The organism is Acidimicrobiia bacterium (assembly GCA_036271555.1).
GTDB lineage: Bacteria > Actinomycetota > Acidimicrobiia > IMCC26256 > PALSA-610 > DATBAK01.
Window position 1 is genome coordinate 121,790 of sequence record DATBAK010000010.1, and the last position, 24,040, is coordinate 145,829.

Consider the following 24,040-nt stretch of genomic DNA (forward strand, 5'->3'; position numbering starts at 1 on the left):
GCGCGGCGACGGTACCGCCGGAGCCCCGACCCGACTACCCCGCGAGGTAGAAGGTGAGGAGGTCGGCCGACAGCGGCGGGAACAGCACTCGCATGAGGTCGGTCTGATCGCCGAGGAACGCGTCGGGGAAGCGGCCCTCGAGGCCGTCGGCGCCGCATCCGAGCACGAGGTGCGGGAACGCGTCGGGTGGGAGCCCGGAACCACCTTGCGACACGATGATCTGGCGCGGTCCGCCGGTCGTGATCGGACCGACGTGCGCGTTCGCGATCGGGAACGCGAGCTGCGACTCCCAGAACGAGAGCTCCACGAGACGGTCCGCGCTCGCGAACTCCGAGTTCGCGAGCCGCAGCTCGAGCTCGGGACGCAGGGCGCCGAGCAGCGCGGCCGGGTCGGAGACCCGCACGTAGTACCAGTCGGAGCGTTGCGGTGCACCGACCATCGCATCGAGTCCCGGAACGTTCGGGCGCAGCTCGACGGTCACGTCGCGTTCGCCGTCGGGGCCGCGTGCGGTCGCGAGCAGCGCGGCCGTCGCCTCCGCGTCGGCGGTCGCGATCTCGGCGACGATCATCGGCTCGTCGCTGTCGACCGGTGTCGTGCGCGCGCAGCCGACGAACTCGTGGCGTCGGGTTGCGACCCATTGGTGCGTGCCCTCGCGGTCGAGCAGCCACTGCCACGTCTCGTCGCTGTGCGGCATCGACAGACCGAAGCCTTGCTGCAGCCGCGCTTGCAGGCCGGCCATCTCCGGGATGTCGCTGTCGGTGGCGAGCCGCACGTCGATCGTCTCCGGACACTCCGCCGCGCCTTCGAGCGACGCGTACGGGTGCATCTCGATCGCGTACACGTACCCGAACCGCCGGTAGAAGTACGGGATCCCGATCATCACTTGCGCGACCTGACCGAGCGCGTCGGAGCGCGCGTGACACCACTGCATGAGCGCGCGGATGTAACCGCGGTGCTCGAAGTCGGGTCGCGTCGCAACGAGCTCGACCTGACCGACGTCGATCTCGGTCAGGCCGACGACGAGGTTCTCTTCGAGCAGCGTCGCGGTCGCGGCGACCTGGCCGTCCTGCTCGACGACCGCCGTGCCTTCGATGCCGGCCTCGTCACCTTCGACGACGAGCCGCAGGTCGATCGCGTCCTCGGGCACACCGCGATCGGCGACGAGCGCGTAGAGCGCGTCGAGATCTTCGTGGCGCGCGGGCCGTACGACCGCGCCGTCGGGAAGCTTCCATGTCGTGTCCATCACCAGTACCCGGCCATCAGCTCGTGGGACCACGACGGCTGGCGTGTTTCGCCGCGCGGTCCGAATTCGGTCATGTAGGGCTTGACGTCGAGCACCGGAGTGCCGTCGATCGCGTCGAGCCCGCGCACCCGCACGGTCGCGCCATCGACGGCCACGAGCTCGCATGTCGTCACCGCGATGCGGTTCGGTCGCATCTTGGCGCGCTGGGCGAAGATCCCGACCTCCGGCCACGCGGGGTTGCTGCGCGGCACGCGCGCACCGGTCTGCACCGAGTCGGGGGCGACGCGATCGAACAGGAACACGACGTCGATGTGACTGAACGCGTCGAGGCCGCGCACCGACTCCGCGCCGTAGGGCGCATGGAGCGTGATCGTCGCTTCGATCGCGCCCCAGTCGTCATCGATCGCCTCGTCGCGCGGCGACGCGACGACGCCGATCGCGCGCACGACGAACTCGGCGTTGATGTCCATGACCCCCCCCGAATCCCCCTGCCGCCCGGAGCGACGGCCTGGCTAGGTTAGGGAACTCATGCCGAGCCCAGCTGACAAATCCGAGCGTTTTCTCGCGCGCCATCGCGGCACGACCCCGCTCCTGCTGCCGAACGCATGGGATCCGGGATTCGCAAAGGTGTTCGAAACGCTCGGTTTCGAGGCGATCGCGACGACGAGCTCCGGGCACGCCGCGACCCTCGGCCGGCTCGACGGGGGAGTGACACGCGACGAGGTGCTGGCCCACGCGGCCGCGATGGTGGAGGCCGTCGACCTGCCCGTGAGCTGCGACTTCGAGAACGGCTTCGCCGACGATCCCGAGACGGTCGCGGCGAACATGGAGCTCGCGGTCGCGACCGGTCTCGCGGGCGGTTCCATCGAGGACTACGCGCGCCGGTCCGACGAACCGATCTACGAGATCGGTCTCGCCGCCGAGCGCATCGCCGCGGCGGCGGAGGTCGCGCACCGCGGCGCTGCGCATTACGTGCTCACCGCGCGCGCCGAGAACTACCTACGCGGCAATCCGAGCCTCGACGACACGATCACGCGCCTGCAGCGTTATCAAGAAGCCGGAGCCGACGTGCTGTTCGCGCCGGGCATCCGCGACGCGGCCGATATCAAGCGCGTCGTCGAGTCGGTCGATCTTCCCGTGAACGTCATCGCGGTTCCCGGTGCGCCGACGATCGCGGAGCTCGGCGCGCTCGGCGTCGGACGCGTGTCGGTCGGCGGCACGTTCGCGGCCGTCGCCGCCGGCGCGGTCGCGCAGGCCGCGCGCGAGCTGCTCGAACAGGGCACGTACGGATTCGGTGCGCTCGCGAACGAGGGGCGCACGGTGATGCGGGCCGCGTTCACGAGCGACTGATCGCGTAGACCTTTCCGGTCGCCCAGTCGCCGACGAACACCGTGGAGCCGTGCCGGATCACCGGTACCGGGCGCTTCAGCCCGGTGACGAATGCATGCACCGTGCCCGCATACGTCGAGCCGTTCTTTCGCAGCGCGACGCGCAGCACCTTGCCGTCCGCCCATTCCGCGACGAGCGCGGCGGTGCCGACGCTCGCGCCGAGCTCTCCGGTGACGATCGCGACCCCGCTCGCCGCGGCGTGCTCGTCGAGCTCGGCGACGGGGCGCGGCTCCGACTCGTAGGTCGCACTGGTCTGCCCGTAGTACGAGGGGAACTGCCAGTCGTCGCCGTCCTTCACGACCGAGAGCCAGTCACCGGGCGTGTTCGAGCCCAGATCGTCGCGCTGGTTCATCGTCACGAAGAGGTCGCTCGTGCCGGGGAAGAAGGTCAGACCGACCGCGGCACGGATGCGGCTCGCGTAGACGCGCAGATCGGAGCCGTCGGGACGGAACGAGAGGATCGCGGCGGAGTCCGCGACCTTCACGGTGCAGTGGTCGCACGCGGCCGAGACGCCGAGCAGCAAGCGGCCGTTCGGCGCGAGCACGAGCTCGTTCACCTCGCCGACACCGCTCGGCAACGTGAGGATCGTCGAATGACTCGCGAACCGCGTGCCGTCGAAGCCGCGGTACACGTCGACCCGCCGCTTCGACGCGACGTACAGCGCGCCTTCGTACCAGAGCAGCCCGAGCGGCGTGTGCTGCGACGCGATCACCTTGCGCGGTGTTGCACCGCTCGCACCGACGACGTACACCGCGTCGGTGCCGTCGTCGTCGTAGCCCGCGGTCGCGACCCACAAGCGATTCGAGTCGTCGAACGCGAGCGCGGCGACGTGCGTGAGGCCCGTCGCGTACGCCGAGGCCGTCGTGCCCGACGGACCCTGCAACCCCGCGCCGATCGAGACGAGGTCGTCGGCACTCGTGTTACCGGCGGTCGACGTCGCGCTCGCGCCCGCGCACGCGCCGAGCAGCAACGCGGTGGCGATGACGAGGCTGACGAGCCGGTGGGCACGCACGGTCGATCCTTCCGGAGTGAGCGTTCTGGCAAGAACGGGCGGGTCGCTTTGCGGCCAGGAGCGGCCAGCGAAGCGAGTGCGACCAGAAAGCGCAGACGGCTCCCGGCCGGAGCACCGGAAGCCGTCTCGCAAGGTGGGACGAGCGCCGAAGCGCTACATGTTCGGGCAGTTCGCCTTGGCCGCGCTGCCACTCGGAGCCGTCGACGAGCCGCTCGAGCTGGAGCTCGAGGTCGACGTCGTCGGCGTCTTCGTCGTGGTGGTCGTCGCCGCATGAGCGGCGGCCGCCCCGCCGAAGACGAGGGCACCGGTGACAGCCGTCGCCGCGATGGCTTTTCGGATGTGGTGCATGTTCATCACCTCCTTCCGTGATCGTCGGTGCCCATTCAAGAGAACGCGCCTGAGGATGAGCGGGGAGGCGCGGGTGAACGCGCAAAGACTTCGAACGTGCCCGCCGGCGCGACGGTCGAGACGCGGACGCGCCCGTACGATGGTCCGCATGTGCCGAAACATCACTGAGCTCCGAGGCCTCGAGCCGCCCGCGACCCGCGAGGAGATCGACGCGGCCGCCCTGCAGTACGTGCGGAAGGTGTCGGGCATCCGGCACCCGAACCCACTGCTCGCACCCGCGTTCGAGCAGGCCGCAGCCGACATCGCGGCGATCACCGAGCGACTGCTCGGCGTGGTGCCCACGCGCCGGACTCCGCCGAAGAGCCTGCCGCCGCTGCGGCGCCCCGAGGTGCGGGCGCGGATGGGCCTGTCGGCCGAGATCGGTTAGCGGCCGACCTACGCGGTTGGCGCGGGCGGCTGCGAGACCTTCTTGTAAGACGACTCGCGCACCGCGGAGATCGACGCGAGCACGCGCGTGCGCGCCTCGGACGGCGGCGCGAGGGGTGGCAGTCCGAAGCCCGTGTACATCACCCTGCGCTCGCGCTCGGTCGGCGGCTGTGCCATGTGCAACGTGCAGCTGCAGTGCACGGTCACGTCACCGGTCTCGGTTGCGAGGTCGATCACCGGCAGCGCGCTCTCGCGCCGCACGAACGCGGTCTGCACGAGCGCGCGGTGCGAACCCGCGACGACGCGCAACTGACCCGACACCGCGTCGGCACCCGTGACCGACACACCGACCGTGAGGCCGCAGCAGTTGTACGAATGCATGCCGAGCGAGCAGTCCTTGTGCCACGGCACGTCGGAGATGCCCTCGACGACACCGATCGGCTTCACCAGCGCCTCGATGCGGTTGCCGAGTCGGCGGGGCGTGTAGCCATCGCCGGTCAGCGCGCCGATACGCGCGAGGGCGTCGCTCTCGAGCAGCGCGACGGTCGCCAGCGAGTGCTCCTGGAACGACTGCATGCGCACGCATCGGTCGCGCCCGTCGGCGGTCTTCGCCCACCACGACTGGCCGTCGTCGCGCGCGTACGTCGGGAGCGCGGCGTCCATGTCGCCGGCGATCTGCTCCATGGCGGAGGGGTCGAACCAGCCCTTCAGGTGGAGGAAGCCGGCCTCGGCAAGGAAGTACGCGATGTCGATGTCGTCGTCGGCGGGCGTGAACGAGCGGTGCAGGTCGAGCTCGCCGCCGTCGCGATCGCGGAACGTCACCGCGCCCGCGGTGTGCACGGCGCGGTCATCGAGCAGTGAGCGCAGCACGACCCACCAGTCGAGGAAGTCGCCGAGGTTGCCCTGCTCCATCTTCAGTGTTCCCGCGGTGACGTACGTCATCGGTGTCGTGAGGTCGTTCGCGAGGTTCGACACGTCTTCGTCGGAGAGTCGCACGCGCGCGGTGCCCGAGTCGCCGGGCACAATGCGGATCGCGTCGTCCTCGAGGGTCATCGTCCATGCGCCCGACGGCGTCGCGAACGTGAACGGCTCCACGTGCAACTCGCGCGCGCCGGGGACCGCGAGGTGCGAGCGCTCCGCGGCGAGTGCAGGAAGTTGCTCGTCGAAGAGCTCCGACGGCGTGATCGCGTGGATGTCGTCGTCGGAGCGGGTGCGCAGATCGAGCGAGATCATGGCGTCATGGTGCCATGTTGATGGTCGCGCTCGCTGCTCCATGACGTGAGACGGGAGCGCGCGATGTCGCTCGCCCCTCAGCCGTGGCCGTCGTCCGGCTCGCGCACGATCACGCGGTTGCCGCGATCCCATCGCAAGTAGTTCCACGCCCAGTTCACGAACACGATCACCCGGTTGCGGAACCCCACGAGGAACACGAGGTGGAGGCCGAGCCAACTCAGCCAACCCAGCGTGCCGCCGAAGCGGATCCGCAACGGAAGCTCGGCGACGGCCGAACGCCGCCCGATCGTCGCCATGTTGCCCTTGTCGAAGTAGCGGAACGGCGGGGTCCGCTTGCCGCGACTCCGGCGGTCGATGACCTTGGCGACGTACCGCGCCTGCTGCATTGCGACCGGCGCGAGCTGCGAATAGAAGGCGCCCTTGCGATCGCGCGCGGCCGCGAGGTCGCCGACCACGAACACCTCGGGATGGCCGGGCACGGTCAGGTCGTCGCCCACCACGATCTCGCCGCGGCGCGTCTGCTCGAGCCCGAGCGCGTCTGCGAGCGGGTTGGCCTTCACGCCCGCGGTCCACACGACGGTGCGCGTCGGGATCGTCGTGCCGTCGTCGAGCTTCACCGCGTTCGTGTCGACCGCGACGATCGAGCGTCCGGTCTCGACGACGACACCGCGCAGGCGAAGCTCGCGCCGCGCCTCTTCGCTCGACGCCGCGGAGAAGGTGCCGAGCACGCGGTCGGTCATCTCGACGAGGACGACGCGCGCGCGGTCGACGGCGAGCTTCTTGAAGTCCTTGGCGAGCACGTTCGTGATGAGCTCCGACAGCGCGCCGCAGAGCTCGACGCCCGTCGGACCACCGCCCGCGACGACGAACGTGAGCAGGCCGTCGTCGAGCAGCGTCGGATCGGTGTTCGCCTCCTCGAAGTGGCGCAGGATCCGACTGCGGATTCGAATCGCGTCGTCGAGCGCCTTGAGCTGGATCGCGTGCTCGCGCACACCGGGCACACCGAAGTCGCTGCTGACGGTGCCCGCGGCGAGGATCAACACGTCGTAGGGGAGCGCGTGACCGGGGTCGACGAGCACCTCGTGGCGATCGAAGTCGACACCGTGCACCTCGGCCATGCGCGCGTCGACGTTGGGATGCGATTGCACGATGCCGCGCAGGCTCGGCGCGATGTCGTCGGGCGCGAGGCCGGAGGTCGCGACCTGGTAGAGCAGCGGCGAGAACGTGTGGAAGTTGTGCCGGTCGACCAGCGTCACGTCGACGGGCTGTTTCGCGAGGGCCTTCGCGGCGGTGATCCCACCGAAGCCACCGCCCACCACGACGACACGCAATCGATCCACGGTCCACCTCCCGTGCGTCCATCTTCGCGGCCCCGACGGGCCCGTCCCGCACTCGGTAGCCTTTCCCACGCGGCGGGGGCGGCGACGGGGAGGCGATGTGGGGCGGCGGACGACTCGACGGATCGCGGTGCTCGCGACCGTGCTCATCGGAGCGATCGCGCCCGCGACGCTCGCGCGTGCCGACGCGCCCGCACCCGGCTCGTTCGATCCGACGTTCGGCACCAACGGCGTCGTCACCAACGTCGACGCCAACCTGTCGTTCGACGTGCGCGCCCAGGGCATCGACAAGGACGGGATCTGGACCGCCGGCGGGATGTTCAACGCCGCCAGGCCGCGGCACATGGGTGGCCAGCCGTTCCTGCGCCGCTACCACTCGAACGGCCAACCGGATCGCAGCTTCGGACACCGAGGCACGCTCGTCCTGCCCTTCGCGGGGTTCATCGCCTCCGGTTTCGACGACTCGCAGGGTCGACTGGTCGCGGTGGTCGACAACGACGACGCCGGCACGCAGCGCGCCTGCCGCTTCCTGCAGGACGGGGAGATCGACACCGACTTCGGCGGCGGCTGCGTCGGCTCCGGCGCGATCAAGGTCTTCCCGCGCGACAACGACGAGGTCCTCGTGCAAGAGGCGCTGAGTCCGACGTTGCGCGCGGTGCACCTGGCCGCGTACCTGCCGGAGGGCACGCTCGCCGCGTCGTTCGCGAACGGCGCGGGCGAGGCGACGGTCGCGCCGCCGCCGCACACGCACCGCTCGGGGGCGACCGTCACACAGCTCTCGAACGGCGAGCTCGTCGTCGCGTGGACGCAGTCGCGCCTCACCGGCAGCACCACGACGCGCGCCGAGCTCTTCGACTCGAACCTGGGCCGCTTCACGGGGTGGGCCCACGACGGCGTGTTCGTGTCGACCGACGCGGTGTACTCGTGGACCGTCGCCGGCAAGTGGATCGACGCGATCTCGACTCCGCTGCACGGCCCCGAGTCGCTCGTCCGGCTGACTCGGGAGGGCCGGATCGACCGGTCGTTCGGCACGAACGGCCGCATCGACCTCGCCGCGACCCTCGGCGACGCGCAGTATCAACTGCTCGGCGCGAACGGGCAGTCGCTGTACTTCGGCGTCACGCCGCCGAGCGGTGAAGGCGGCGGTGCGATCGAGCGACTCGATCTCGACGGCACACCCGACCCGACCTTCGGCTCCGGCGGCCTGACCCAGCTGGTGCAACCGGCAGGCACCGACACGGTCGAGCCGCAGACGGTCTCGTTCGTGCGCGGCCGCCTCACCGTGTTCGTGACGCACGTGCTGTTCCCGCACGAGACCACGCAGTACGCCTCGTCGATCCAGCGTTTCTACCGCTGACACCCGGCCCAGCAGCTCAGCGTGAGCGACCGGACCCAGACCGCGCTGTGGGCCCCAGAGCACCTGCGCTGATTGGTCGGGCTCGGACGCTTCGCCCTCTGTCGTCGGCGCCGTCCGGTCGGCGTCTCCAGTGGTCGATGGTGCTACGGCCACGCGCGGCGCGATCGGCGGATCAGCGCCCTTCGAAGGCAGGTTCCCGACCCTCGACGAAGGCCCGGCCGGCCTCGACGAAATCGTTCGACGTGAGGCACCGCAGCTGGGCCTCGGCCGCGGCCAGCATGCCCGCGTCGGTCGACTGGCCCCAGCCGCCGCGCACCGCGTACTTCGCGCCCTGGAGCGCGAGCGGCGGCCGCCGGAGCAACTCGGCGACGAGGTCGTCGATGGTGCGATCGAGCTCGGCACGCGGCACGACGCGGTTGACGATGCCGAGCGTGAGCAGCTCGTCGGCCGCCAGCTTCGTCGCGGTGAGCATGAGCTCGAGCGCCTTCGCCGGGCCGACGAGGCGCGGCAGCCAGACCGTGCCGCCGAGGTCGGGCATCAGGCCCCAGTTCGTCTCGAGCAGGCCCATGCGCGCGTCGTCGGCCGCGATGCGCAGATCGCACGCGAGCGCGAGCTGCATGCCGGCGCCGTACGCGTGGCCCTGCACCTTCGCGATCGTGGGGTAGGGCGCGGCTTCGAGCCAGCTGAACGCCTTCTGGATCGCGAGGATGCCGTCGACGTCGGAGCGCACCGGCGGTTCGCCGGCGTCGCCGTTCGCGCGTGCTCCGTCGCGCGCGGGCGGCGCGGTGAACGTCGTGATGTCGATGCCCGCGGAGAACGCACGGCCCTCGCCGGCGACGACGAGCACGCGGATCGAATCGTCGGTCGCGAGGTCGGCGCCCACCTTGGCGAGGTGATGCCACATCTCGACCGTCTGCGCGTTGAGCTTGTCGGGACGGTTCAGCGTGACCCGCACCACACCGCCGTCCCGTTCGATCCGGATCTCGTCCATCGCCGCAGTGTTGCAGGAGCCCCGCGCGCGGGCGAGCGGGCGCGCGAGCGTCGGCGTAGCGTGACCGCATGGACCCCCGTGTCGATCCCGAGCCCAACGCCGGCGAGCGGATCACGCTCACCGAATTCCTCGACTGGTACCGGCAGACGATGGCGGTGAAGGTCGACGGGCTCACCGACGAGCAGGCCCGGGCGAAGCTCGTGGGCACCGACACCAACCTGCTCGGCCTGATCCGTCACCTCACCGAGGTCGAGCGCAACTGGTTCCGCCGTCGGTTCCGCGGCGAGGACGTCGCGCCGCGCTATTACAGCGACGCGGACCCCGACGGAGACTTCCGCGTCGGTCCTTCCGACACGATCGCCGACGCGCTCGCCGCGTACGACGCGGAGTGCGCGATCTCGCGCACGATCACGGCCGACACCGCGAGCCTCGACGAGCTCACGGCCGTCCCGATCAAGGGTTACGACGCGCCGGTGAGCATGCGATGGATCCTCGTGCACATGATCGAGGAGACCGCGCGCCACGCCGGCCACGCCGACATCATTCGCGAGCTGATCGACGGAGAGACCGGTGACTGAACAACGTTCCGCCATCGAGACGGCCGATGCCATTCGCACGCGCGCGACGAGCGCGGTCGACGTCACGACGCAGTGCCTCGACGCGATCGGGCGCCGCAACCCCGAGCTGAACGCGTTCGTGCACCTCGACGGCGATCGCGCGCTCGCGGCCGCGGCCGCGGTCGACCGACGCGTCGCCGCGGGCGACGACCCCGGCCCGCTCGCGGGCGTGCCGTTCGGCGTGAAGGACCTCGACGACTGCGCGGGCATGCCGACGACCCACGGCTCGCGCTGGTACCTCGGTCGCCCCCCGGTCGCGAGCGACGCGCTGCACGTCGGTCGGCTCCGTGCCGTGGGCGCGATCCCACTCGGCAAGACCGCGGCCCCCGAGTTCGGCACGTTCGCGTACACCGCGAGTCCCGCGCTCGGCGTCACCCGCAACCCGTGGAACCCGGAGCGCACGCCGGGCGGGTCGTCGGGTGGCTCGGCCGCGGCGATCGCGGCGGACATGGTGCCGTTCGCCACGTCGAGCGACGGCGGCGGATCGACGCGTACCCCGGCGGGCTTCACCGGACTCGTCGGGCTCAAGTGCTCGTACGGCCGCATCCCCGACGCCGACGCGGGCCGCTACGCACAGACCGCGGTGCCCGGCGCGCTCGCGACGACCGTCGCCGACAGCGCGCGCCTGCTCGACATCATGGCCGGCCCGCACCGGCGCGACCGCAGCTCCCTGCCCGCGCCGACCGTTCGCTACGAGGACGCCATCGAGACCCTCGACGTCGAGGGCTTGCGCATCGCGTGGTCGTCGGACCTCGGCTTCGCGATCGTCGACCCCGAGGTCGAGGCCATCGCGCACGACGCGTTCGCAGCGCTCGTGAAGGCGGGCTCGCTCGCGCTCGACCCGCGCCGGATCGAGTTCAAGGACCCGATTCCCGTGTGGGCGCGCATCAGCGGCGTCGACATGTGGGTGCACATCCCCGACGGCTGCTGGCCCGACCGCGCCGACGACCTCGATCCGCGCGTGCGTCCGGGGTTCGACTCGGCGGCGCGGGTGATGCTTCCGAAGTTCGGCGCGCTGGCGCGGCAGCGGCTCGCGATCGAGGACGCGATGGCGGACCTGTTCGACACGGTCGACGTGCTCGCGACGCCCATGACCGCGATCACCGCCTTCGCGGCCGAGGGTCCGATGCCGACGGAGATCCTCGGTCAGCGCGTGCACGCGGGTATGTCGGTGCCGTTCGCGATGCTTTCCAACCTGTGGGGCTCACCCGCGATCTCGGTACCCGCGGGCGTGAGCGCGGCCGGCATGCCCGTCGGATTGCATCTGATGGCCGACCGTCACCGCGACGACGTCTGCCTCCGCCTCGCACGCGTGCTCGAGCAGGCGCGCCCCTGGCCCCGCCACGCTCCGATTCGCTGACCGCGTTCCCGTGGTACTGCGTTATCGGCGTATTGCCGCCGAACGCAGTACCACCGGACGGCGGCGGCCGGAGAGGAGCCGGTCGAGCGCGGGCCAGCGCGGCACACCGCAGATCCCGGCGAGCATCGCGGCCGCGCCCAGCAGGAGCAGCAGGTCACCGACGCTGAACACGTTCGCGAGCGGGAACCACTTCGGGAACGAGAACACGTCGCCGAGGAACGCGAGCTTCGCGTGCGCGACCGCGGCCGAGTTGTCGAAGCCGCCCTTCTCCTGAATGCCCGCGGCGGCGAGCGCGGTGCGCGACGCCGGCATGGTGCCGCCGTTCGCCGCGATCGCCGCGAAGTTGCACGCGCCGCCGAGCGCCGCGATCCAGAGGTTCGGCAGATTCCGATTCGTGTACAGGAACAGGATCGCGAGCCCGTACGACGCGAGGTGGATGCCCGACGCGACGCGATGCGAGAACGTGTTCGGCGCGATCGTCACGATCACCAGCTGCAGCACGAACGCGCCGATGATGAGCGGCTTGCCGTGGAGCTGGATCGATCCGATCTTCCGAAGGTCGCCGCCGAGCGCGAGCACGAGCACCACTGCGAGGGCGAGCCCGACGAAGATCGTCACCGGAGCTCCTGAGCGAGCGACGCCTCCGCCACGAGCGACCGCTGCGCGACGGGCCAGCGCTTCGAGTGCAGCCACGCGGTGATCTCGTCCGCCGATCCCGGCGGTTTGATCCAGTAGCCCTGCGCAAGGTTGCACCCGAGCTCGATGAGGCGGTGGTACACGTCGGCGGTCTCGACGCCCTCCGCGATCGACGCGATCCCGAGCTTTCCGGCCAGGTCGATCGTCGACGTCACGATCCACGCGTCGGCGGGATTGGCGATCATCTCGGTGACGAACGAGCGGTCGATCTTCAAGTGGTTCACCGGAAGGTCACGCAGGTTCGACAACGACGCGTAGCCCGTACCGAAGTCGTCGATCGCGATCTCGACACCGATGCCGCGCAGGGTGCTGAGGACCTCCATCGCGCGGGTGCGGTCGACGAGCAGCGCGTTCTCGGTGAGCTCCAGCTCGAGCAAGGCCGGCGCGAGCTCGGTGCGCGCGAGGAGCTCGGCGACCATGTTCGGGAAGTCGCGGTCCTGCAGGTTGCGCGCCGATACATTCACGGCCACCGAGAGGTCGAAGCCGTCCTGCTGCCAGCGCGCGCACTGCGCCAGCGATTCCGAGAGCATGCGCGCGGTGAAGGGGGCCATGAGCTCGGTCTGCTCCGCGAGCGCGACGAACTGCTCGGGCATGATCATCCCGAGCCGCGGGTGGTTCCAGCGGGCGAGCGCCTCGACACCGACGACCGTTCCCGACACGAGGTCGACCTTGGGTTGGTAGTGCACGCCGAGCTCGCACTGGACGATCGCGCGCTCGAGCTCACCGAGCAGCGCGAGCCGCCCGTGGCTCATCGGACGCGAGGTGCTGTAGCGGCGTACCGAGTCGTCGGCGACCTTGGCGTCGTACATCGCCTCGTCGGCATGCTGCAGGAGCAGCTCGATGCTCGAACCGTGGTCGGGGTAGACGGCGACACCGATGCTGCCGTCGATCTTGATCGGGAACCCGCCGACGACGCACGGCTGCGAGAGCACATCGTGCACGCGGTGAACGGCCGCGAGTGCGCCGTCGATGTTGTCGACGTCGACGAGCAGGAGCGCGAACTCGTCGCCACCGAGCCGGGCCGCGACGTCGGAGCCGCGGCGGGCGACCCGGAGTCGGAGCGCGACCTCTTGGAGGACGAGGTCGCCGATCTGGTGGCCGAGCCGGTCGTTGATCTCCTTGAAGCCGTCGAGGTCGAGCACCGCGACCGCGAACGAGCGGCCCGAGCGCATCGAGTGCGCGTGCGTCATGCTCGCGATGTCGAAGAACTGCCGGCGGTTCGGGAGGTCGGTGAGCGCGTCGTGCGTGGCCTCGTGCTGGCGGCGCAGCGCGAGGCTCGCGGCGCGGTAGACGTTCCACACCGCGACGACGAGCAGCGGCACGAGGAACGGGCTCTGGGTCGCGGTGATCGCGAACACCGGTCCGAGCGCGAGGAGCATGCCGTCGGTCGAGAGGTTCGACGCGACCGCCTTGCGCATGATCGGGATCGGGCTGACGCCCTCGTCGAGCGCGAACACCGTCGTCGTGAGGATGATGTTCGTCGCGAACGCGACCGCAGCCGCGGTGAGGATCACCGCGAGCCACTGCAACCCCGGCTCACGACCCGACAGCAGATCGTGGCCGTGGGGGATCGCCACGATCGCGACCGCGACGGTGAGCGAGAGCACCATCTGCGCGACGTTGAAGGCCATGCGCAGTGGCCGTTTGCGGCCGAGCGCGTCGCCCATCGCGCTCGCGAGCGCCATCGCGCACAGCGCCCCGGCCGGGGAGAGGAGGACCAGCGCGAAGGCGAAGGTCCAGGAGATCGTGATGTCGGATTCCTCGTGGAGATGGAGGAACGACATCGGGCGGCCCTCGCTCAGGAGGAGCAGCGCCGCCAGGATGATGAAGCCCGAGGGCCGAGGTCCCCAGAACTCGTGCAGGCGCGAGTGGACGCCCTCGAACACGAGGGCGCCTGCACCCGCCAGGATGACGCCCCCGACATAGACCCTGACCAGTCTCGTCCGGCGCCGCGCGTGTTCCACCACTGTCGTTTGTCGCCGCACCGGCCGTCTGGCTTAAGGAAAGTGGCGATCTACCGCCACTTCACCGGCGCCGCGAGAACCGTGTAGACGGCCGTGAGCGCCGCAATCACGCCGGCGTTGGCGAGGGGCTTCCACTTGAGCATCGATTTCCTCCTTGTACACCCGAGGCGGGTGGGCTGGTAGCCACGGAGCGTGGCTGGGAGGACTATGCGATTCACCCTCCGTCACAGCAATGGGCCGACCGGCCCATTTGCGTTATGCGACTGTCGCGGGCCGGTCGGAACCGAGTCGCCGCAAGCGCCGCACGCCCACGACGAGGAAGACCGTGCCGCCGATCAGGAGCTTCACGGCGACGATCCAGAGCGTGATGTCGCGGGCGGTCGTGCTCTCGTCGGCGATCACGTCGGACGGGTGGTCGGGGCGATAGAGGATGCCGAGCCGCGAGCCCGCGGCGTCGGTCCCGGGATTGATCCGGTTCGGCTCGGCGACCTGGATGGTCGCGCCGGCCGCGGTCGAGAAGCGCACGTCGGTGTGGCCGGCCACCGCGACGATCACGGCGTCGGCGTGCTCGCGGCCGGCGCGGCGGGCCCGGTCGTGAGCCTGGAGCCGGACGATCACGACCGCGACCACGATGCCGGCGAGGAGCACCGCGACGCCGCCCGTGATCCAGCGGTGCGCGTGCCGCCGGACGACAACGGGATCGACGGGCGGGGCCGCCTCGACCCTCGTTGCGGCAGATGGCGGTGCGCTCGGCACCGGCGCCGCGGTCGCGGGAGCTCCGGCCGGGCGGCGGTCGAGGCGCCTCTGGGCACGGACGTCGTCGTACGCGCGCCGCAGTCGCTTGTCGCCGAGGACCTCGTAGGCGGAGACGACGGTCGTGAACCGTTCGGCGTCCTCCACAGTCGAGTCGCCCCGGTCGGGGTGCAGCTGCTTGGCGAGCCCGCGGAAGGCGACCGCGATGTCCGCGACCGGCGCGGTCGGGTCGACGCCGAGCACGGCGTAGAAATCGATCTCCGCCCAGTCGCGGGTCCGCACGCCTCCGACTCTAGGGACCATTCGTCGCGGGGAAGGCGTCGGGAGCGGCGAGCGCAGCGAGTGCGACAGGACAAAGCGTCGGTTCCCGCAACGACGGGCGGGTCGCTGGGCGGCCCGTCCGAGCCTGCGGCTGAGGCGTCAGGAGCGGCGAGCCCAGCGAGTGCGACAGGGCAAAGCGTCGGTTCCCGCAACGACGGGCGGGTCGCTGGGCGGCCCGTCCGAGCCTGCGGCTGAGGCGTCAGGAGCGGCGAGCCCAGCGAGTGCGACCAGAAAGCTCAGTCGAGATCGGCCTCCTCGACGACGAGGTCCCAGCGGTCGGCGCAGTCCTCGCAGCGGTAGGTGACGATGTCGCCCGGCTGCGGCGGATCCTCGGGATCGATCAGCTGCACGAGGTGCGCCCGCCCACCGCAGTCGACGCACACGATCACCGTCGCAATGCTCATGCGGCTTCGCCCTCGAAGCCTCGATCCGGACACCTTCGGCCCACCGACACGCCCTCCGGCTCCGACGACTGCGCCTCGCTGCTCATGCGACCGTCACCTCATGCGCCCACACCGCGTAGAGCGGATCGCCGCCCGGAGGAGTGGGGCAGCGGCGGCTGTCCGACGGACCGAAGCCGCCGGCCAACTCGAAGTAGTGCTTCACGATCTCGACGTGGCCCGCGTCGTCGGTCATCAGCCAGCCGTGAATCGCCTTCGTGGGGAAGAGGCGATTCGAGAACGTGCAGCAGAGCACGCCGCCCGGCCGCAGCACGCGCGCCGCGGAACGGAACACTTCGACCGGACGCACGAGGTAGTCGACCGACACGCAGCACACCACCGCGTCGAACGACGCGTCCGCGAACGGGAGCTCGGGCTGCGCGTTGAGGTCGTGGACGACGCGTTCCGCGGCCATCGGGTTGTGCGCGAGCTCCGATTCGTTCATGCCGAGCACGGTGAGCCGGCGCGGTGGCGCGCGAAAGTGCGAGACCCACGACGACATGACGTCGAGCACGTCACCGTCGAAGCCGAGCTCCGCGTACAGCGTGCCGACCGCGGCGATCGCGCCCGCATCGATGTGGGTGACGAGGCGCAGCGGCGCGTAGAACTGCGCGTCGGGCGCGTCGTCGGCACGGTCGAAGAAACCGTCGGGAAACGGGGGCGCGTCGCTCACCGAGGGTCACGTTACGCTGCGCCCCGCCCGTTCCTCGAAGGAGTCACGATGCCGCTTCCCGACCCGCTGCGCGAGCTCTCGGCCCGGGTGTCGAACTGGGGACGTTGGGGCACCGACGACGAACGGGGCACGCTCAACCTCATCACGAGCGACGCGGTGCAACGGGGTGCCGCGGCCGTGCGCCAGGGACGCGTCTTCTCGCTCGCGATCCCGTTCGCTTCCGACGGTCCGCAGTGGGACAGCGTGAACATGCCGCTGCGTGCGAACCCGAAGCTCAACACCTACGCCGTGAACGTGAGCTTCACGGGCGACAGGGCCGACTTCACGACGAGCGACGACGCGTTCTCCATGGGTTCGCAGGCCGCGACGCACTGGGACGCGCTCGCGCACGTCGGCTACGAAGGCAAGCTCTACAACGACACCGACGACTCGGTGGTATCCGCCGGCGGCGCGTCGCAACTCGGGGTGCAGAGCATCGGTGCGGTCGCGACGCGAGGCGTGCTCCTCGACGTCGCGCGCGTGCACGACGTCGACCACTTCGACCACAACTACGCGATCACCGCCGACGATCTCGACCGCGCCGTCGAGGCCACGCGCGTCACGATCGAATCCGGTGACGCCGTGCTCGTGCGTACCGGCCAGATGCACTTCCTGCGTACCGGCGACCGGCCGCGCTACTCGCATCCGTCGCCCGGGCTCTCCACTGACACGATCGCGTGGCTGCGCGATCACGACGTCGCCGCGGTCGCGACCGACACGTTGACGTTCGAGGTTTATCCGTGCGAGGACCCGGCCGTCTTCATGCCGGTCCACATGATCCACTTGCGCGACATGGGTCTGCTGCAGGGACAGGTGTGGGCGCTCGACGACCTCGCGGCCGACTGCGCGACCGACGGGCAGTACGACTTCCTACTCTGCGCGACGCCGTTGCCGTTGACCGGCGCGGTGGGCGCGCCGGTCGCGCCGACCGCGATCAAATAGGAAAGATCACTCCACCGGCGGTGTCGGCTGCACCTCGAGCACGGAGATCGTGCTGCCGCGCTCGAGGGTCACGACCGACACGACCGCGCGCGCGACGGTCGCGGCGTCGTTCGTGTGCCAGTGGCGCTGGAGCCCGAAGCGCTGCCACTGCGGGATGAGCGTGTCGAAGACATCGGGATCCCACTCGTCGCCGAAGCCCGTGAGCGTCGGGCCCACGCGCACGACGCTCGTGCGGATCGCGGTGCCTTCGAGCTCCAACGCGAGGGTCGTCGCGAGGTGCTCCACACCGGCCTTCGTCGCGCCGTACGCGGGCATCTTCGGGCGCGGGTGCACGGTGACGTCGGACGAGATGAAGACCAGATCGCCCGCACCGCCGCGCTCGAGCATCGATCGGATCGCGCGGCGCGAAAGATAGATGGGACCCAACAGGTTCGTCTCGACGATCCGCCGGTGGACGTCGTCGTCGACCTCGTGCAGCGCGCCGGGCCGCGCGACACCCGCGTTGTTCACCAGCACGTCGACGGGTCCGAGCGCGGATTCCGCGGCGCGGAAGAACTCGTCGACGGACGCGGTGTCGCGCACGTCGAGCGGATGCGCGAAGGCGCGGCCACCCGCCGCGTTGATCGCTCGCGCGGTCTCGTCGAGCGCGTCCGCGCCGCGCGCGCCGATGCCGACGCGCCATCCCAGATCGCCGAACGCACGCGCGATCGCCGACCCGATGCCCGACGACGCGCCGGTGACGAACGCGGTGCGCGGGCCGCCGGAATCGTCAGTGGCCACGCGCGACCCAATCGTCGAGGTGGGGGGCCTCCGCGCCGATCGTCGTGGAGTCGCCGTGGCCCGTGTGCACGACCGTCGCGTCGGGAAGCGTGAGCAGCTGCGCGCGGATCGACTCGATGATCGTGGGGAAATCGGATCCGGTGCGACCCCCGGTCGCGCCGGGACCGCCGCGGAACAGCGTGTCGCCACCGAACACGTAGCCGTCGGGCAGCAGCAGGCAGACGCCGCCGGGGGAGTGGCCGGGCGTGTGCAGCACGCGCAGCGTGCTTCCCGCGACGTCGAGCTCTTCACCATGGCGCAACGCACCGTCCGGCGCGCGGTCGGGATAGATCGTGTCCCAGAGGTTGCGATCGGCCTCGTGGATGAGCACGGGCGCGCGCTTCGTGCGGCGCGCGAGGTCGTCGGCCGCGTTGATGTGGTCGTTGTGCCCGTGCGTGCACACGATCGCGCGCACGCGGCGGTCGCCGACCGCGTCCGCAATGGGTGCTGCGTCGTGCGCGGCGTCGACGACCAGCACCTCGTGATCGTCGCCGATCAGCCAGATGTTGTTCTCGACCTCGTAGTCCTCACCGTCGATCGAGAAGATCCCGTTCGTGCGTACCCGCTCGATCCTCATGCGCTCGCTCCTTCGCCGGTTCCCCTTCGGGTCGCCGACTCGCACGCTTGCTGGCGAGCCTCGACGCTCGCTTCGCTCTCGCCTTCGGCGGCGCGCACGATCACCGCCCAGGAACTCAAAGGATTACGACCGAGCGCAGCACTTCACCGCGCTCCATCTTGTGGAACGCCTCCTCGACCTCGTCGAGCTTGATCGTCTCGGAGACGAAGCGGTCGAGGTCGAAGCGGCCCTGCAGGTAGAGGTCGATGAGCATCGGGAAGTCGCGCGACGGGAGGCAGTCGCCATACCACGACGGCTTGAGCGCGCCGCCCCGCCCGAAGAACTCGATCATCGAGATGTCCGGGAACGTCATCTGCGGGTTCGGCACACCGACCTGCACGACCGTGCCCGCGAGGTCGCGTGCGAAGAACGCCTGCCGAAGCACCTCCGGATTGCCGACCGCTTCGATGCACACGTCGGCGCCGTTGCCTTCGGTGAGCGCGCGGATCGCCTCGACCGGATCGTCCTTCGACGCGTTGACCGTGTGCGTCGCGCCGAACTCCAGCGCCCACTCGAGCTTCTTCGGATCGCGGTCGACGGCGATGATCGTGCGCGCACCCGCGAGCCGCGACGCCGCGATCGCGGCGTCGCCCACACCGCCGCAGCCGAACACCGCGACCGTGTCACCGCGCGCCACGCCGCCGGTATAGGTGGCCGCACCGAAGCCGGCCATCACACCGCAGCCGAGGAGACCGGCCGCGGCCGGGTTCGCGCTCGCGTCGACCTTCGTCGCCTGCCCCGCGGCGACGAGCGTCTTCTCCGCGAACGCCCCGATGCCGAGTGCCGGGGAGAGCACCGTGCCGTCGGTGAGGGTCATCTTCTGCGTCGCGTTGTGCGTCGAGAAGCAGAGCCACGGACGACCGCGCCGGCAGGCACGGCACTCGCCGCACACGGCCCGCCAGTTGAGGACGACGAAGTCGCCCTCGGCGACCGACGTGACGCCCGACCCGATCGCGTCGACGATGCCCGCGGCCTCGTGGCCGAGCAGGAACGGGAAGTCGTCGTTGATGCCGCCCTCGCGGTAGTGGAGGTCGGTGTGGCACACGCCGCACGCCTGCACGCGCACGACGACCTCGCCGGGTCCGGGATCGGGCACCACGATCGTCTCGACGCTGACCGGCTTGCCTTTTCCGGCGGCGACGACCCCGCGCACCTGCTGCGCCATGAGAAAACCCCTGCTCGTCCGACGGCTGCTCCGCGGAGACTACCGAGACTCTTCGTGGCAGACGCGAGCCGCGGGCCGCGAGCAGAGCGAGCCTGCGAGGCCGACCAGCGAGGTCAGCCGAGCCACTCGCCGCCGTTGACGTCGAGCGTCTGGCCCGTGATGACGCGCGACCAGGGTGACGCGAAGAAGACGACCGAGTGCGCGATGTCGTCCTGGGGCGGGATCTGTCGCAGCGGGATCTCGGCTTCGATCTCGGCGCGCACGTCGTCGACCGTGATGCCGCGAGCATCGGACTGCCAACCCAGATAGACGTCGACCGACGGTCCGCCGATCCACCCCGGTGCGACCGCGTTCACGCGCACGCGCGACGGGCCCAGCTCGATCGCGAGCGTCTGCATCGCGGTGTGGAGCGCGCCCTTCGACGTCGAGTACCCGCCCTCGCCGGCGCGGATCTTGCGCATGCTCATCGAGAGGATGAACACGATCGACGCGTCGCCGCGCGCGCTCGCCGATTCCTGCAACGCGGGGATGCACGCTTGCGTCAGGCCGAGCGCGCCCCAGACGTTCACCTCGTAGACCTTGCGCCACTTCACGAGGTCGACCTGCTCGAACGGTTGGTACGGATCCATGCGGAACGCGTTGTTCACGAGGATGTCGATGTGGCCGACCTCGTCGACCGTGCGCGCGACCAACGCGTCGACCTGGTCGCGCTCGACGAGGTTCGTCGGTATCGCGATCGCGCGCCCGCCTGCGGACTCGATCTCGGCGCGCACGCTCTCGAGATAGTCGGCGGAACGCGCCGCGAGGACGACGGTCGCGCCCTCGCGCGCGAGCGCGTGCGCGTTCGCCTGCCCGAGCCCGGGACCGACACCCGAGACGATTGCCACCTTGCCGTCGAGCAGCATGCCGACCTCCCCCGGACGCGAGGCGCGGGAGCCTACGATGCCGCCCATGGTGGGGGCACACCTGGGGCGCAGTCTGCGCACGCTTCGTCGAATCCGACGCGACCACCGAGCCCGGCGCGCCGCCGCGCTGCTCGGCGTGATCGCGGTCGCGAACCTCGCGCTCGCCATGACCGCGGCGCCACCCGCGTCCGCGGCCTTCGGCTTCGAGGGCATCCGGCACTACGGCGTCGACCTCACCGCGCGCCCCGACGGCACGCTCGCGGTCGTCGAGACGATCGTGTACGACTTCGGCACGCCGACCGTGCCGAAGCACGGGATCATCCGCCAGATCCCGGACCGGAAGCGCTGGGACGCGCACCACGACCGTCGGTACCCGATCACCGTCACCGAGGTGACCGCGAGCGGCGGCGCATCCGCGAAGCGGTCGGTCTCGGTCCACGGCGCGGAGCTCGACATCAAGATCGGCGACAAGAACAAGACCGTCTCCGGCGTGCACACCTACGTGATCCGCTACACGGTCGCGGGCGCGTTCGACCGCTTCGCCGACCACGACGAGCTGTTCTGGAACGCGATCGGGAACGCGTGGGACGTCTCGATCGACGACGTCGTCGTGCGGCTGCACGCGCCCGCGCCCATCGGCCGTGTCGCGTGTCTCGAAGGCTTCGTCAACTCGCAGCTCGCGTGCACACGGGCGCGCGTGCTCGAGAGCGGCACGGACGCGGTGTTCAACCATGCCGACCTCGGTAGCAACGAGGGCGTGAGCATCGTCGCCGCCATGCCGCGCGGCACGTTCGCGAGCGTCGGACCCATCCTCGGCAAGCACTGGACGTTCGACCAGGGCTTCGCGCTCAACCGGGAGACGGTCGGCGTCGCGGGCGGAGTCGCGGTCGTCCTCGTCGGCGTGACCCTGATCCTCGTGTGGATGGTCGGGCGCGACCGGCGTTTCATCGGCGGCGCGACCGACGTCGTGTTCGGCAACCCCACAGGCGCGGATCAACGCGTCGGCGTGTTCGACGACCACACGACGCCCGTCGAGTACACGCCACCCGACGACCTGCGCCCCGGCCAGGTCGGCACGCTCGTCGACGAGGTCGCGGGCCCGCTCGACGTCAGCGCGACGATCATCGACCTCGCGGTCCGCAAGTACCTGACGATCGAGGAGATCCCGAAGCAGCACTGGTGGGGTCACGTCGACTGGAAGATCACTCGCCTCGACAAGAACGACCCGCTGCTCGCGTACGAGCGCATGCTGCTCGACGCGCTGTGCGCGGGACCGGGCGTCAGCGTGCAGCTCTCGGAGCTGAAGAACCACTTCCACACGAAGCTCGTGAACGTGGAGTCCGCGCTCTACGACGACGCGGTGCGACAGGGGTGGTTCCTCCGTCGCCCCGACCGGGCGCGCCAGTTCTGGCACGGCATGGGGACGCTCGCGATCCTCGCCGGCGTCGGTCTCACGATCCTGCTCGCGTGGCGCACCACGTTCGGCCTGCTCGGGCTCGCGTTCGTGCTCGCCGGATTCGTGCTCTCGACGTGCGCGCACCTGATGCCGCGCCGGACGCCGAAGGGCACCGGCATCACGCATCGCGTGCTGGGCTTCCGCCGCTTCATCGTCGAGTCCGAGAAGGACCGCGCCAAGTTCGCGGAGCAGGCGAACCTGTTCTCGGAGTATCTGCCCTACGCGATCGTGTTCGGCGTCGTCGAGAAGTGGGCGCGCACGTTCGAGGGCCTCGCCAACCAGCCCGACACCGGGTGGTACGTGTCGAGCCACCCGTTCAACGCGATCCTGTTCAGCCAGTCGGTGAACAGCTTCGCTACGTCGTCGGTCGGCACGCTGCAATCGATGCCCGCAGGATCCGGCGGCAGCGGTTTCTCCGGCGGTGGTGTCGGAGGCGGCGGTGGAGGCGGGGGCGGAGGCTCCTGGTGAGCGCGGCGCGGTCGCGTGTGCTCAGGAAGCCGGCGGTTGCGCCTCGTACGCCATGATCTTCCCGCGACCGGTCGCGAGGATCAGGTAGTCGTCCGCGAACACCGGTGACGACGCCGAGCGCTTGTTGCCGTTCTTGAGCACGACGAACGATCCCGTCTGCGCGTCGACGAGGAACGCGGAGTTCGGAACCCCCTCATACGTCTCGAAGCTCTGCATCGCGATCGCGCCCGCGCCGTCGGCCGTCGGCGACGTCATCACTCCCGACGGCAGGCCCGTCTCCCAGATCGGCGTACCGGTCGCGGGGTCGAGCTTGCGGATCGAGCCGCGGTAGTCGGTCTCGCCGATCGTCGTCTTCGTGCCCACGACGTAGAGCGCGGAGCCGTCCCAGATCGCGCCCGCGAGGCAGACACCCGATGCTTCCGCGAGGCCCGTGCGCGCGACGTGGTACTTCCACACCGGTCCCGCCTTGAGATCGTCGAGACGGAACGCGTAGTACCAGCCGTTCTTGTTGCAGTCACCGACCATCGGTGTCGACACCCCGCCGAGCGTCGCCTCGAAGATCGTGGGCGCGGCGCCGAAGTCGAAGTCGCCGTGCGTCTTGAGCTGCCAGTGATCGAGCCGCTTCAGGGTGTTGCCGTCGAGCCGCTCGATCGACAGCGAGTTCGGGATGGTCGCGCCGCCGTCGGCGTTGCCGGTGCCGATGACGACCGATCCGTCGGGCGCCACGGCCGGGCTCGCCCACACGCTCGCACCGAGCTCGCCGTTCTTCGCGCTGAAGTAGCGCGCGACGCGCACGCCGGTCGTTTGATCGAGTGCGACGATCCCGCCGCGCACGAACGGTTCGTCACAGAACGACGAGACGCCCACGTAGATCTTGCCGTTCGCGATCTCGGGCGACGACCAGGCGTAGAAGTCGTTCACGCCCGGAGTCGGGACGTTCACCGGAGTCTTCCAGAGCGTGGTGCCGTCGGCCGCGTTCAGCGCGTACACGTAGCCGTCGCCCGACGCGGCGTAGATCGCGAGCTCGCCGGTCGTCGGATCGATGCCGGACGCCGCGGTCGCGTTGAAGCCGCGCGCGTACCCGCACGTCGCCTTCGGCTCGTAGCCGAGGAACACCTTCCAGAGCACGGTGCCCGTCGCTTCGTCGACGGCGTAGAAGTCACCGGAGTTCGACCCGACGTAGACGACGTGATCGAGGACGATCGGCGTCGCGAAGAAGCCGGCCGGCGGGAGCCCGTCCTCCTTCGGCGTCGTCAGGGTCCACGCGAGCTTCAACTTCGTGGTCGGTGTGATCGCGGTCGCGTCGGGGCTGTACGCGCTGTGCCCGGCGTCGTGCATGTACGCGGGGAAGTCGACTTCCGTGCCGGTCGCGACCGCGGTCGCGCTCATCGTCGCGAGCGTCGCGGCGACGGTGACGACCACGGCCGCCAGGGATCGCGCGCGCCGGGATCGATGCATCATCGGACCGCC

General features: G+C 70.3%; 24 protein-coding genes. 8 read left to right on the forward strand and 16 right to left on the reverse strand.

Annotation, left to right across the window (positions count from 1 at the left end):
- Nucleotides 1–34: 34 nt before the first annotated feature.
- Nucleotides 35–1,243 carry a GNAT family N-acetyltransferase gene (locus tag VH914_04060; protein ID HEX4490361.1) on the reverse strand — a complete coding sequence of 403 codons (1,209 nt, stop codon included), beginning with the start codon at nt 1,241–1,243 and terminating at the stop codon, nt 35–37.
- Nucleotides 1,243–1,713: an SAM-dependent methyltransferase gene (locus VH914_04065; GenBank protein ID HEX4490362.1), complete on the reverse strand. Its 471-nt coding sequence runs from the start codon at nt 1,711–1,713 to the stop codon at nt 1,243–1,245. Before VH914_04065 ends, VH914_04060 begins: the two co-directional genes overlap by 1 nt.
- Before the next feature lie 58 nt (nt 1,714–1,771).
- Here VH914_04065 and VH914_04070 point away from each other — a divergent pair, with 58 nt between their 5' ends.
- Complete coding sequence (locus tag VH914_04070) at nt 1,772–2,593, forward strand: isocitrate lyase/phosphoenolpyruvate mutase family protein (protein ID HEX4490363.1); 822 nt, start codon at nt 1,772–1,774, stop codon at nt 2,591–2,593.
- On the opposite strand, the gene VH914_04075 is transcribed toward VH914_04070, so the two are convergent.
- Complete coding sequence (locus VH914_04075; protein ID HEX4490364.1) at nt 2,580–3,644, reverse strand: hypothetical protein; 1,065 nt, start codon at nt 3,642–3,644, stop codon at nt 2,580–2,582. The genes VH914_04070 and VH914_04075 overlap by 14 nt on opposite strands.
- A gap of 133 nt (nt 3,645–3,777) precedes the next feature.
- Between VH914_04075 and VH914_04080 the strand changes: the two genes are divergently transcribed.
- Both VH914_04080 and VH914_04085 read left to right on the forward strand, forming a co-directional pair.
- Complete coding sequence (locus VH914_04080) at nt 3,778–3,918, forward strand: hypothetical protein (protein ID HEX4490365.1); 141 nt, start codon at nt 3,778–3,780, stop codon at nt 3,916–3,918.
- 222 nt (nt 3,919–4,140) lie between these two features.
- On the forward strand, nt 4,141–4,419 hold the full coding sequence (locus VH914_04085) for a DUF2277 domain-containing protein (GenBank protein ID HEX4490366.1): 279 nt from the start codon (nt 4,141–4,143) through the stop codon (nt 4,417–4,419).
- A gap of 8 nt (nt 4,420–4,427) precedes the next feature.
- Here the strand turns inward: VH914_04085 and VH914_04090 are convergent, their stop codons facing one another.
- Both VH914_04090 and VH914_04095 read right to left on the reverse strand, forming a co-directional pair.
- A complete protein-coding gene (locus VH914_04090; protein ID HEX4490367.1) occupies nt 4,428–5,651 on the reverse strand; it encodes a phytanoyl-CoA dioxygenase family protein in 1,224 nt (407 codons plus the stop codon).
- Between the two features lie 77 nt (nt 5,652–5,728).
- A complete protein-coding gene (locus VH914_04095) occupies nt 5,729–6,991 on the reverse strand; it encodes an NAD(P)/FAD-dependent oxidoreductase (GenBank protein HEX4490368.1) in 1,263 nt (420 codons plus the stop codon).
- Nucleotides 6,992–7,118: 127 nt separating this feature from the next.
- On the opposite strand from VH914_04095, the gene VH914_04100 reads away from it, so the two are divergent.
- Complete coding sequence (locus VH914_04100) at nt 7,119–8,345, forward strand: hypothetical protein (GenBank protein HEX4490369.1); 1,227 nt, start codon at nt 7,119–7,121, stop codon at nt 8,343–8,345.
- Nucleotides 8,346–8,517: 172 nt separating this feature from the next.
- On the opposite strand, the gene VH914_04105 is transcribed toward VH914_04100, so the two are convergent.
- The gene (locus tag VH914_04105) at nt 8,518–9,336 is read right to left on the reverse strand and encodes an enoyl-CoA hydratase-related protein (protein ID HEX4490370.1); all 819 of its coding nucleotides are present in this window, start codon (nt 9,334–9,336) and stop codon (nt 8,518–8,520) included.
- Nucleotides 9,337–9,404: 68 nt separating this feature from the next.
- On the opposite strand from VH914_04105, the gene VH914_04110 reads away from it, so the two are divergent.
- Nucleotides 9,405–9,914: a DinB family protein gene (locus VH914_04110; protein ID HEX4490371.1), complete on the forward strand. Its 510-nt coding sequence runs from the start codon at nt 9,405–9,407 to the stop codon at nt 9,912–9,914.
- Nucleotides 9,907–11,313, forward strand: coding sequence for an amidase (locus VH914_04115; GenBank protein ID HEX4490372.1), 1,407 nt, complete (start codon nt 9,907–9,909; stop codon nt 11,311–11,313). The genes VH914_04110 and VH914_04115 overlap by 8 nt, the downstream gene beginning before the upstream one ends.
- 21 nt (nt 11,314–11,334) lie before the next feature.
- On the opposite strand, the gene VH914_04120 is transcribed toward VH914_04115, so the two are convergent.
- From VH914_04120 to VH914_04140, 5 genes are all read right to left on the reverse strand, one after another.
- Nucleotides 11,335–11,931 carry a DUF5317 domain-containing protein gene (locus VH914_04120; protein HEX4490373.1) on the reverse strand — a complete coding sequence of 199 codons (597 nt, stop codon included), beginning with the start codon at nt 11,929–11,931 and terminating at the stop codon, nt 11,335–11,337.
- Nucleotides 11,928–13,895 carry an EAL domain-containing protein gene (locus tag VH914_04125; GenBank protein HEX4490374.1) on the reverse strand — a complete coding sequence of 656 codons (1,968 nt, stop codon included), beginning with the start codon at nt 13,893–13,895 and terminating at the stop codon, nt 11,928–11,930. The genes VH914_04120 and VH914_04125 overlap by 4 nt, the downstream gene beginning before the upstream one ends.
- A gap of 333 nt (nt 13,896–14,228) precedes the next feature.
- A complete protein-coding gene (locus VH914_04130; GenBank protein HEX4490375.1) occupies nt 14,229–15,008 on the reverse strand; it encodes a J domain-containing protein in 780 nt (259 codons plus the stop codon).
- A 275-nt stretch (nt 15,009–15,283) separates the two neighbouring features.
- Entirely contained in the window at nt 15,284–15,451 is a 168-nt protein-coding gene (locus VH914_04135) for a hypothetical protein (protein ID HEX4490376.1), read from the reverse strand.
- An 82-nt stretch (nt 15,452–15,533) separates the two neighbouring features.
- Nucleotides 15,534–16,160 carry a methyltransferase domain-containing protein gene (locus tag VH914_04140; GenBank protein HEX4490377.1) on the reverse strand — a complete coding sequence of 209 codons (627 nt, stop codon included), beginning with the start codon at nt 16,158–16,160 and terminating at the stop codon, nt 15,534–15,536.
- A gap of 48 nt (nt 16,161–16,208) precedes the next feature.
- Here VH914_04140 and VH914_04145 point away from each other — a divergent pair, with 48 nt between their 5' ends.
- Nucleotides 16,209–17,141, forward strand: coding sequence for a cyclase family protein (locus VH914_04145; protein ID HEX4490378.1), 933 nt, complete (start codon nt 16,209–16,211; stop codon nt 17,139–17,141).
- A 6-nt stretch (nt 17,142–17,147) separates the two neighbouring features.
- On the opposite strand, the gene VH914_04150 is transcribed toward VH914_04145, so the two are convergent.
- From VH914_04150 to VH914_04165, 4 genes are all read right to left on the reverse strand, one after another.
- Entirely contained in the window at nt 17,148–17,921 is a 774-nt protein-coding gene (locus tag VH914_04150; protein ID HEX4490379.1) for an SDR family NAD(P)-dependent oxidoreductase, read from the reverse strand.
- Complete coding sequence (locus tag VH914_04155; GenBank protein HEX4490380.1) at nt 17,911–18,537, reverse strand: MBL fold metallo-hydrolase; 627 nt, start codon at nt 18,535–18,537, stop codon at nt 17,911–17,913. The genes VH914_04150 and VH914_04155 overlap by 11 nt, the downstream gene beginning before the upstream one ends.
- 115 nt (nt 18,538–18,652) lie before the next feature.
- Complete coding sequence (locus VH914_04160) at nt 18,653–19,741, reverse strand: S-(hydroxymethyl)mycothiol dehydrogenase (protein ID HEX4490381.1); 1,089 nt, start codon at nt 19,739–19,741, stop codon at nt 18,653–18,655.
- Nucleotides 19,742–19,854: 113 nt separating this feature from the next.
- Nucleotides 19,855–20,646, reverse strand: a complete 792-nt coding sequence (locus VH914_04165; protein HEX4490382.1) for an SDR family oxidoreductase — start codon at nt 20,644–20,646, stop codon at nt 19,855–19,857.
- A 46-nt stretch (nt 20,647–20,692) separates the two neighbouring features.
- Between VH914_04165 and VH914_04170 the strand changes: the two genes are divergently transcribed.
- Nucleotides 20,693–22,570 carry a DUF2207 domain-containing protein gene (locus VH914_04170; protein HEX4490383.1) on the forward strand — a complete coding sequence of 626 codons (1,878 nt, stop codon included), beginning with the start codon at nt 20,693–20,695 and terminating at the stop codon, nt 22,568–22,570.
- 21 nt (nt 22,571–22,591) lie between these two features.
- Here the strand turns inward: VH914_04170 and VH914_04175 are convergent, their stop codons facing one another.
- Nucleotides 22,592–24,031 carry a PQQ-binding-like beta-propeller repeat protein gene (locus tag VH914_04175; GenBank protein ID HEX4490384.1) on the reverse strand — a complete coding sequence of 480 codons (1,440 nt, stop codon included), beginning with the start codon at nt 24,029–24,031 and terminating at the stop codon, nt 22,592–22,594.
- Between the last annotated feature and the right edge of the window lie 9 nt (nt 24,032–24,040).

Excerpts from the sequence above, each read along its gene's own strand:
- VH914_04175 (HEX4490384.1), bottom strand. The coding sequence starts at position 24,031 with ATGATGCATCGATCCCGGCGCGCGCGATCCCTGGCGGCCGTGGTCGTC.
- VH914_04135 (HEX4490376.1), bottom strand. The coding sequence starts at position 15,451 with ATGAGCATTGCGACGGTGATCGTGTGCGTCGACTGCGGTGGGCGGGCG.
- VH914_04085 (HEX4490366.1), top strand. The coding sequence starts at position 4,141 with ATGTGCCGAAACATCACTGAGCTCCGAGGCCTCGAGCCGCCCGCGACC.
- VH914_04160 (HEX4490381.1), bottom strand. The coding sequence starts at position 19,741 with ATGGCGCAGCAGGTGCGCGGGGTCGTCGCCGCCGGAAAAGGCAAGCCG.
- VH914_04060 (HEX4490361.1), bottom strand. The coding sequence starts at position 1,243 with ATGGACACGACATGGAAGCTTCCCGACGGCGCGGTCGTACGGCCCGCG.
- VH914_04165 (HEX4490382.1), bottom strand. The coding sequence starts at position 20,646 with ATGCTGCTCGACGGCAAGGTGGCAATCGTCTCGGGTGTCGGTCCCGGG.
- VH914_04070 (HEX4490363.1), top strand. The coding sequence starts at position 1,772 with ATGCCGAGCCCAGCTGACAAATCCGAGCGTTTTCTCGCGCGCCATCGC.
- VH914_04110 (HEX4490371.1), top strand. The coding sequence starts at position 9,405 with ATGGACCCCCGTGTCGATCCCGAGCCCAACGCCGGCGAGCGGATCACG.
- VH914_04155 (HEX4490380.1), bottom strand. The coding sequence starts at position 18,537 with ATGAGGATCGAGCGGGTACGCACGAACGGGATCTTCTCGATCGACGGT.
- VH914_04145 (HEX4490378.1), top strand. The coding sequence starts at position 16,209 with ATGCCGCTTCCCGACCCGCTGCGCGAGCTCTCGGCCCGGGTGTCGAAC.
- VH914_04065 (HEX4490362.1), bottom strand. The coding sequence starts at position 1,713 with ATGGACATCAACGCCGAGTTCGTCGTGCGCGCGATCGGCGTCGTCGCG.
- VH914_04170 (HEX4490383.1), top strand. The coding sequence starts at position 20,693 with ATGGTGGGGGCACACCTGGGGCGCAGTCTGCGCACGCTTCGTCGAATC.
- VH914_04105 (HEX4490370.1), bottom strand. The coding sequence starts at position 9,336 with ATGGACGAGATCCGGATCGAACGGGACGGCGGTGTGGTGCGGGTCACG.
- VH914_04090 (HEX4490367.1), bottom strand. The coding sequence starts at position 5,651 with ATGATCTCGCTCGATCTGCGCACCCGCTCCGACGACGACATCCACGCG.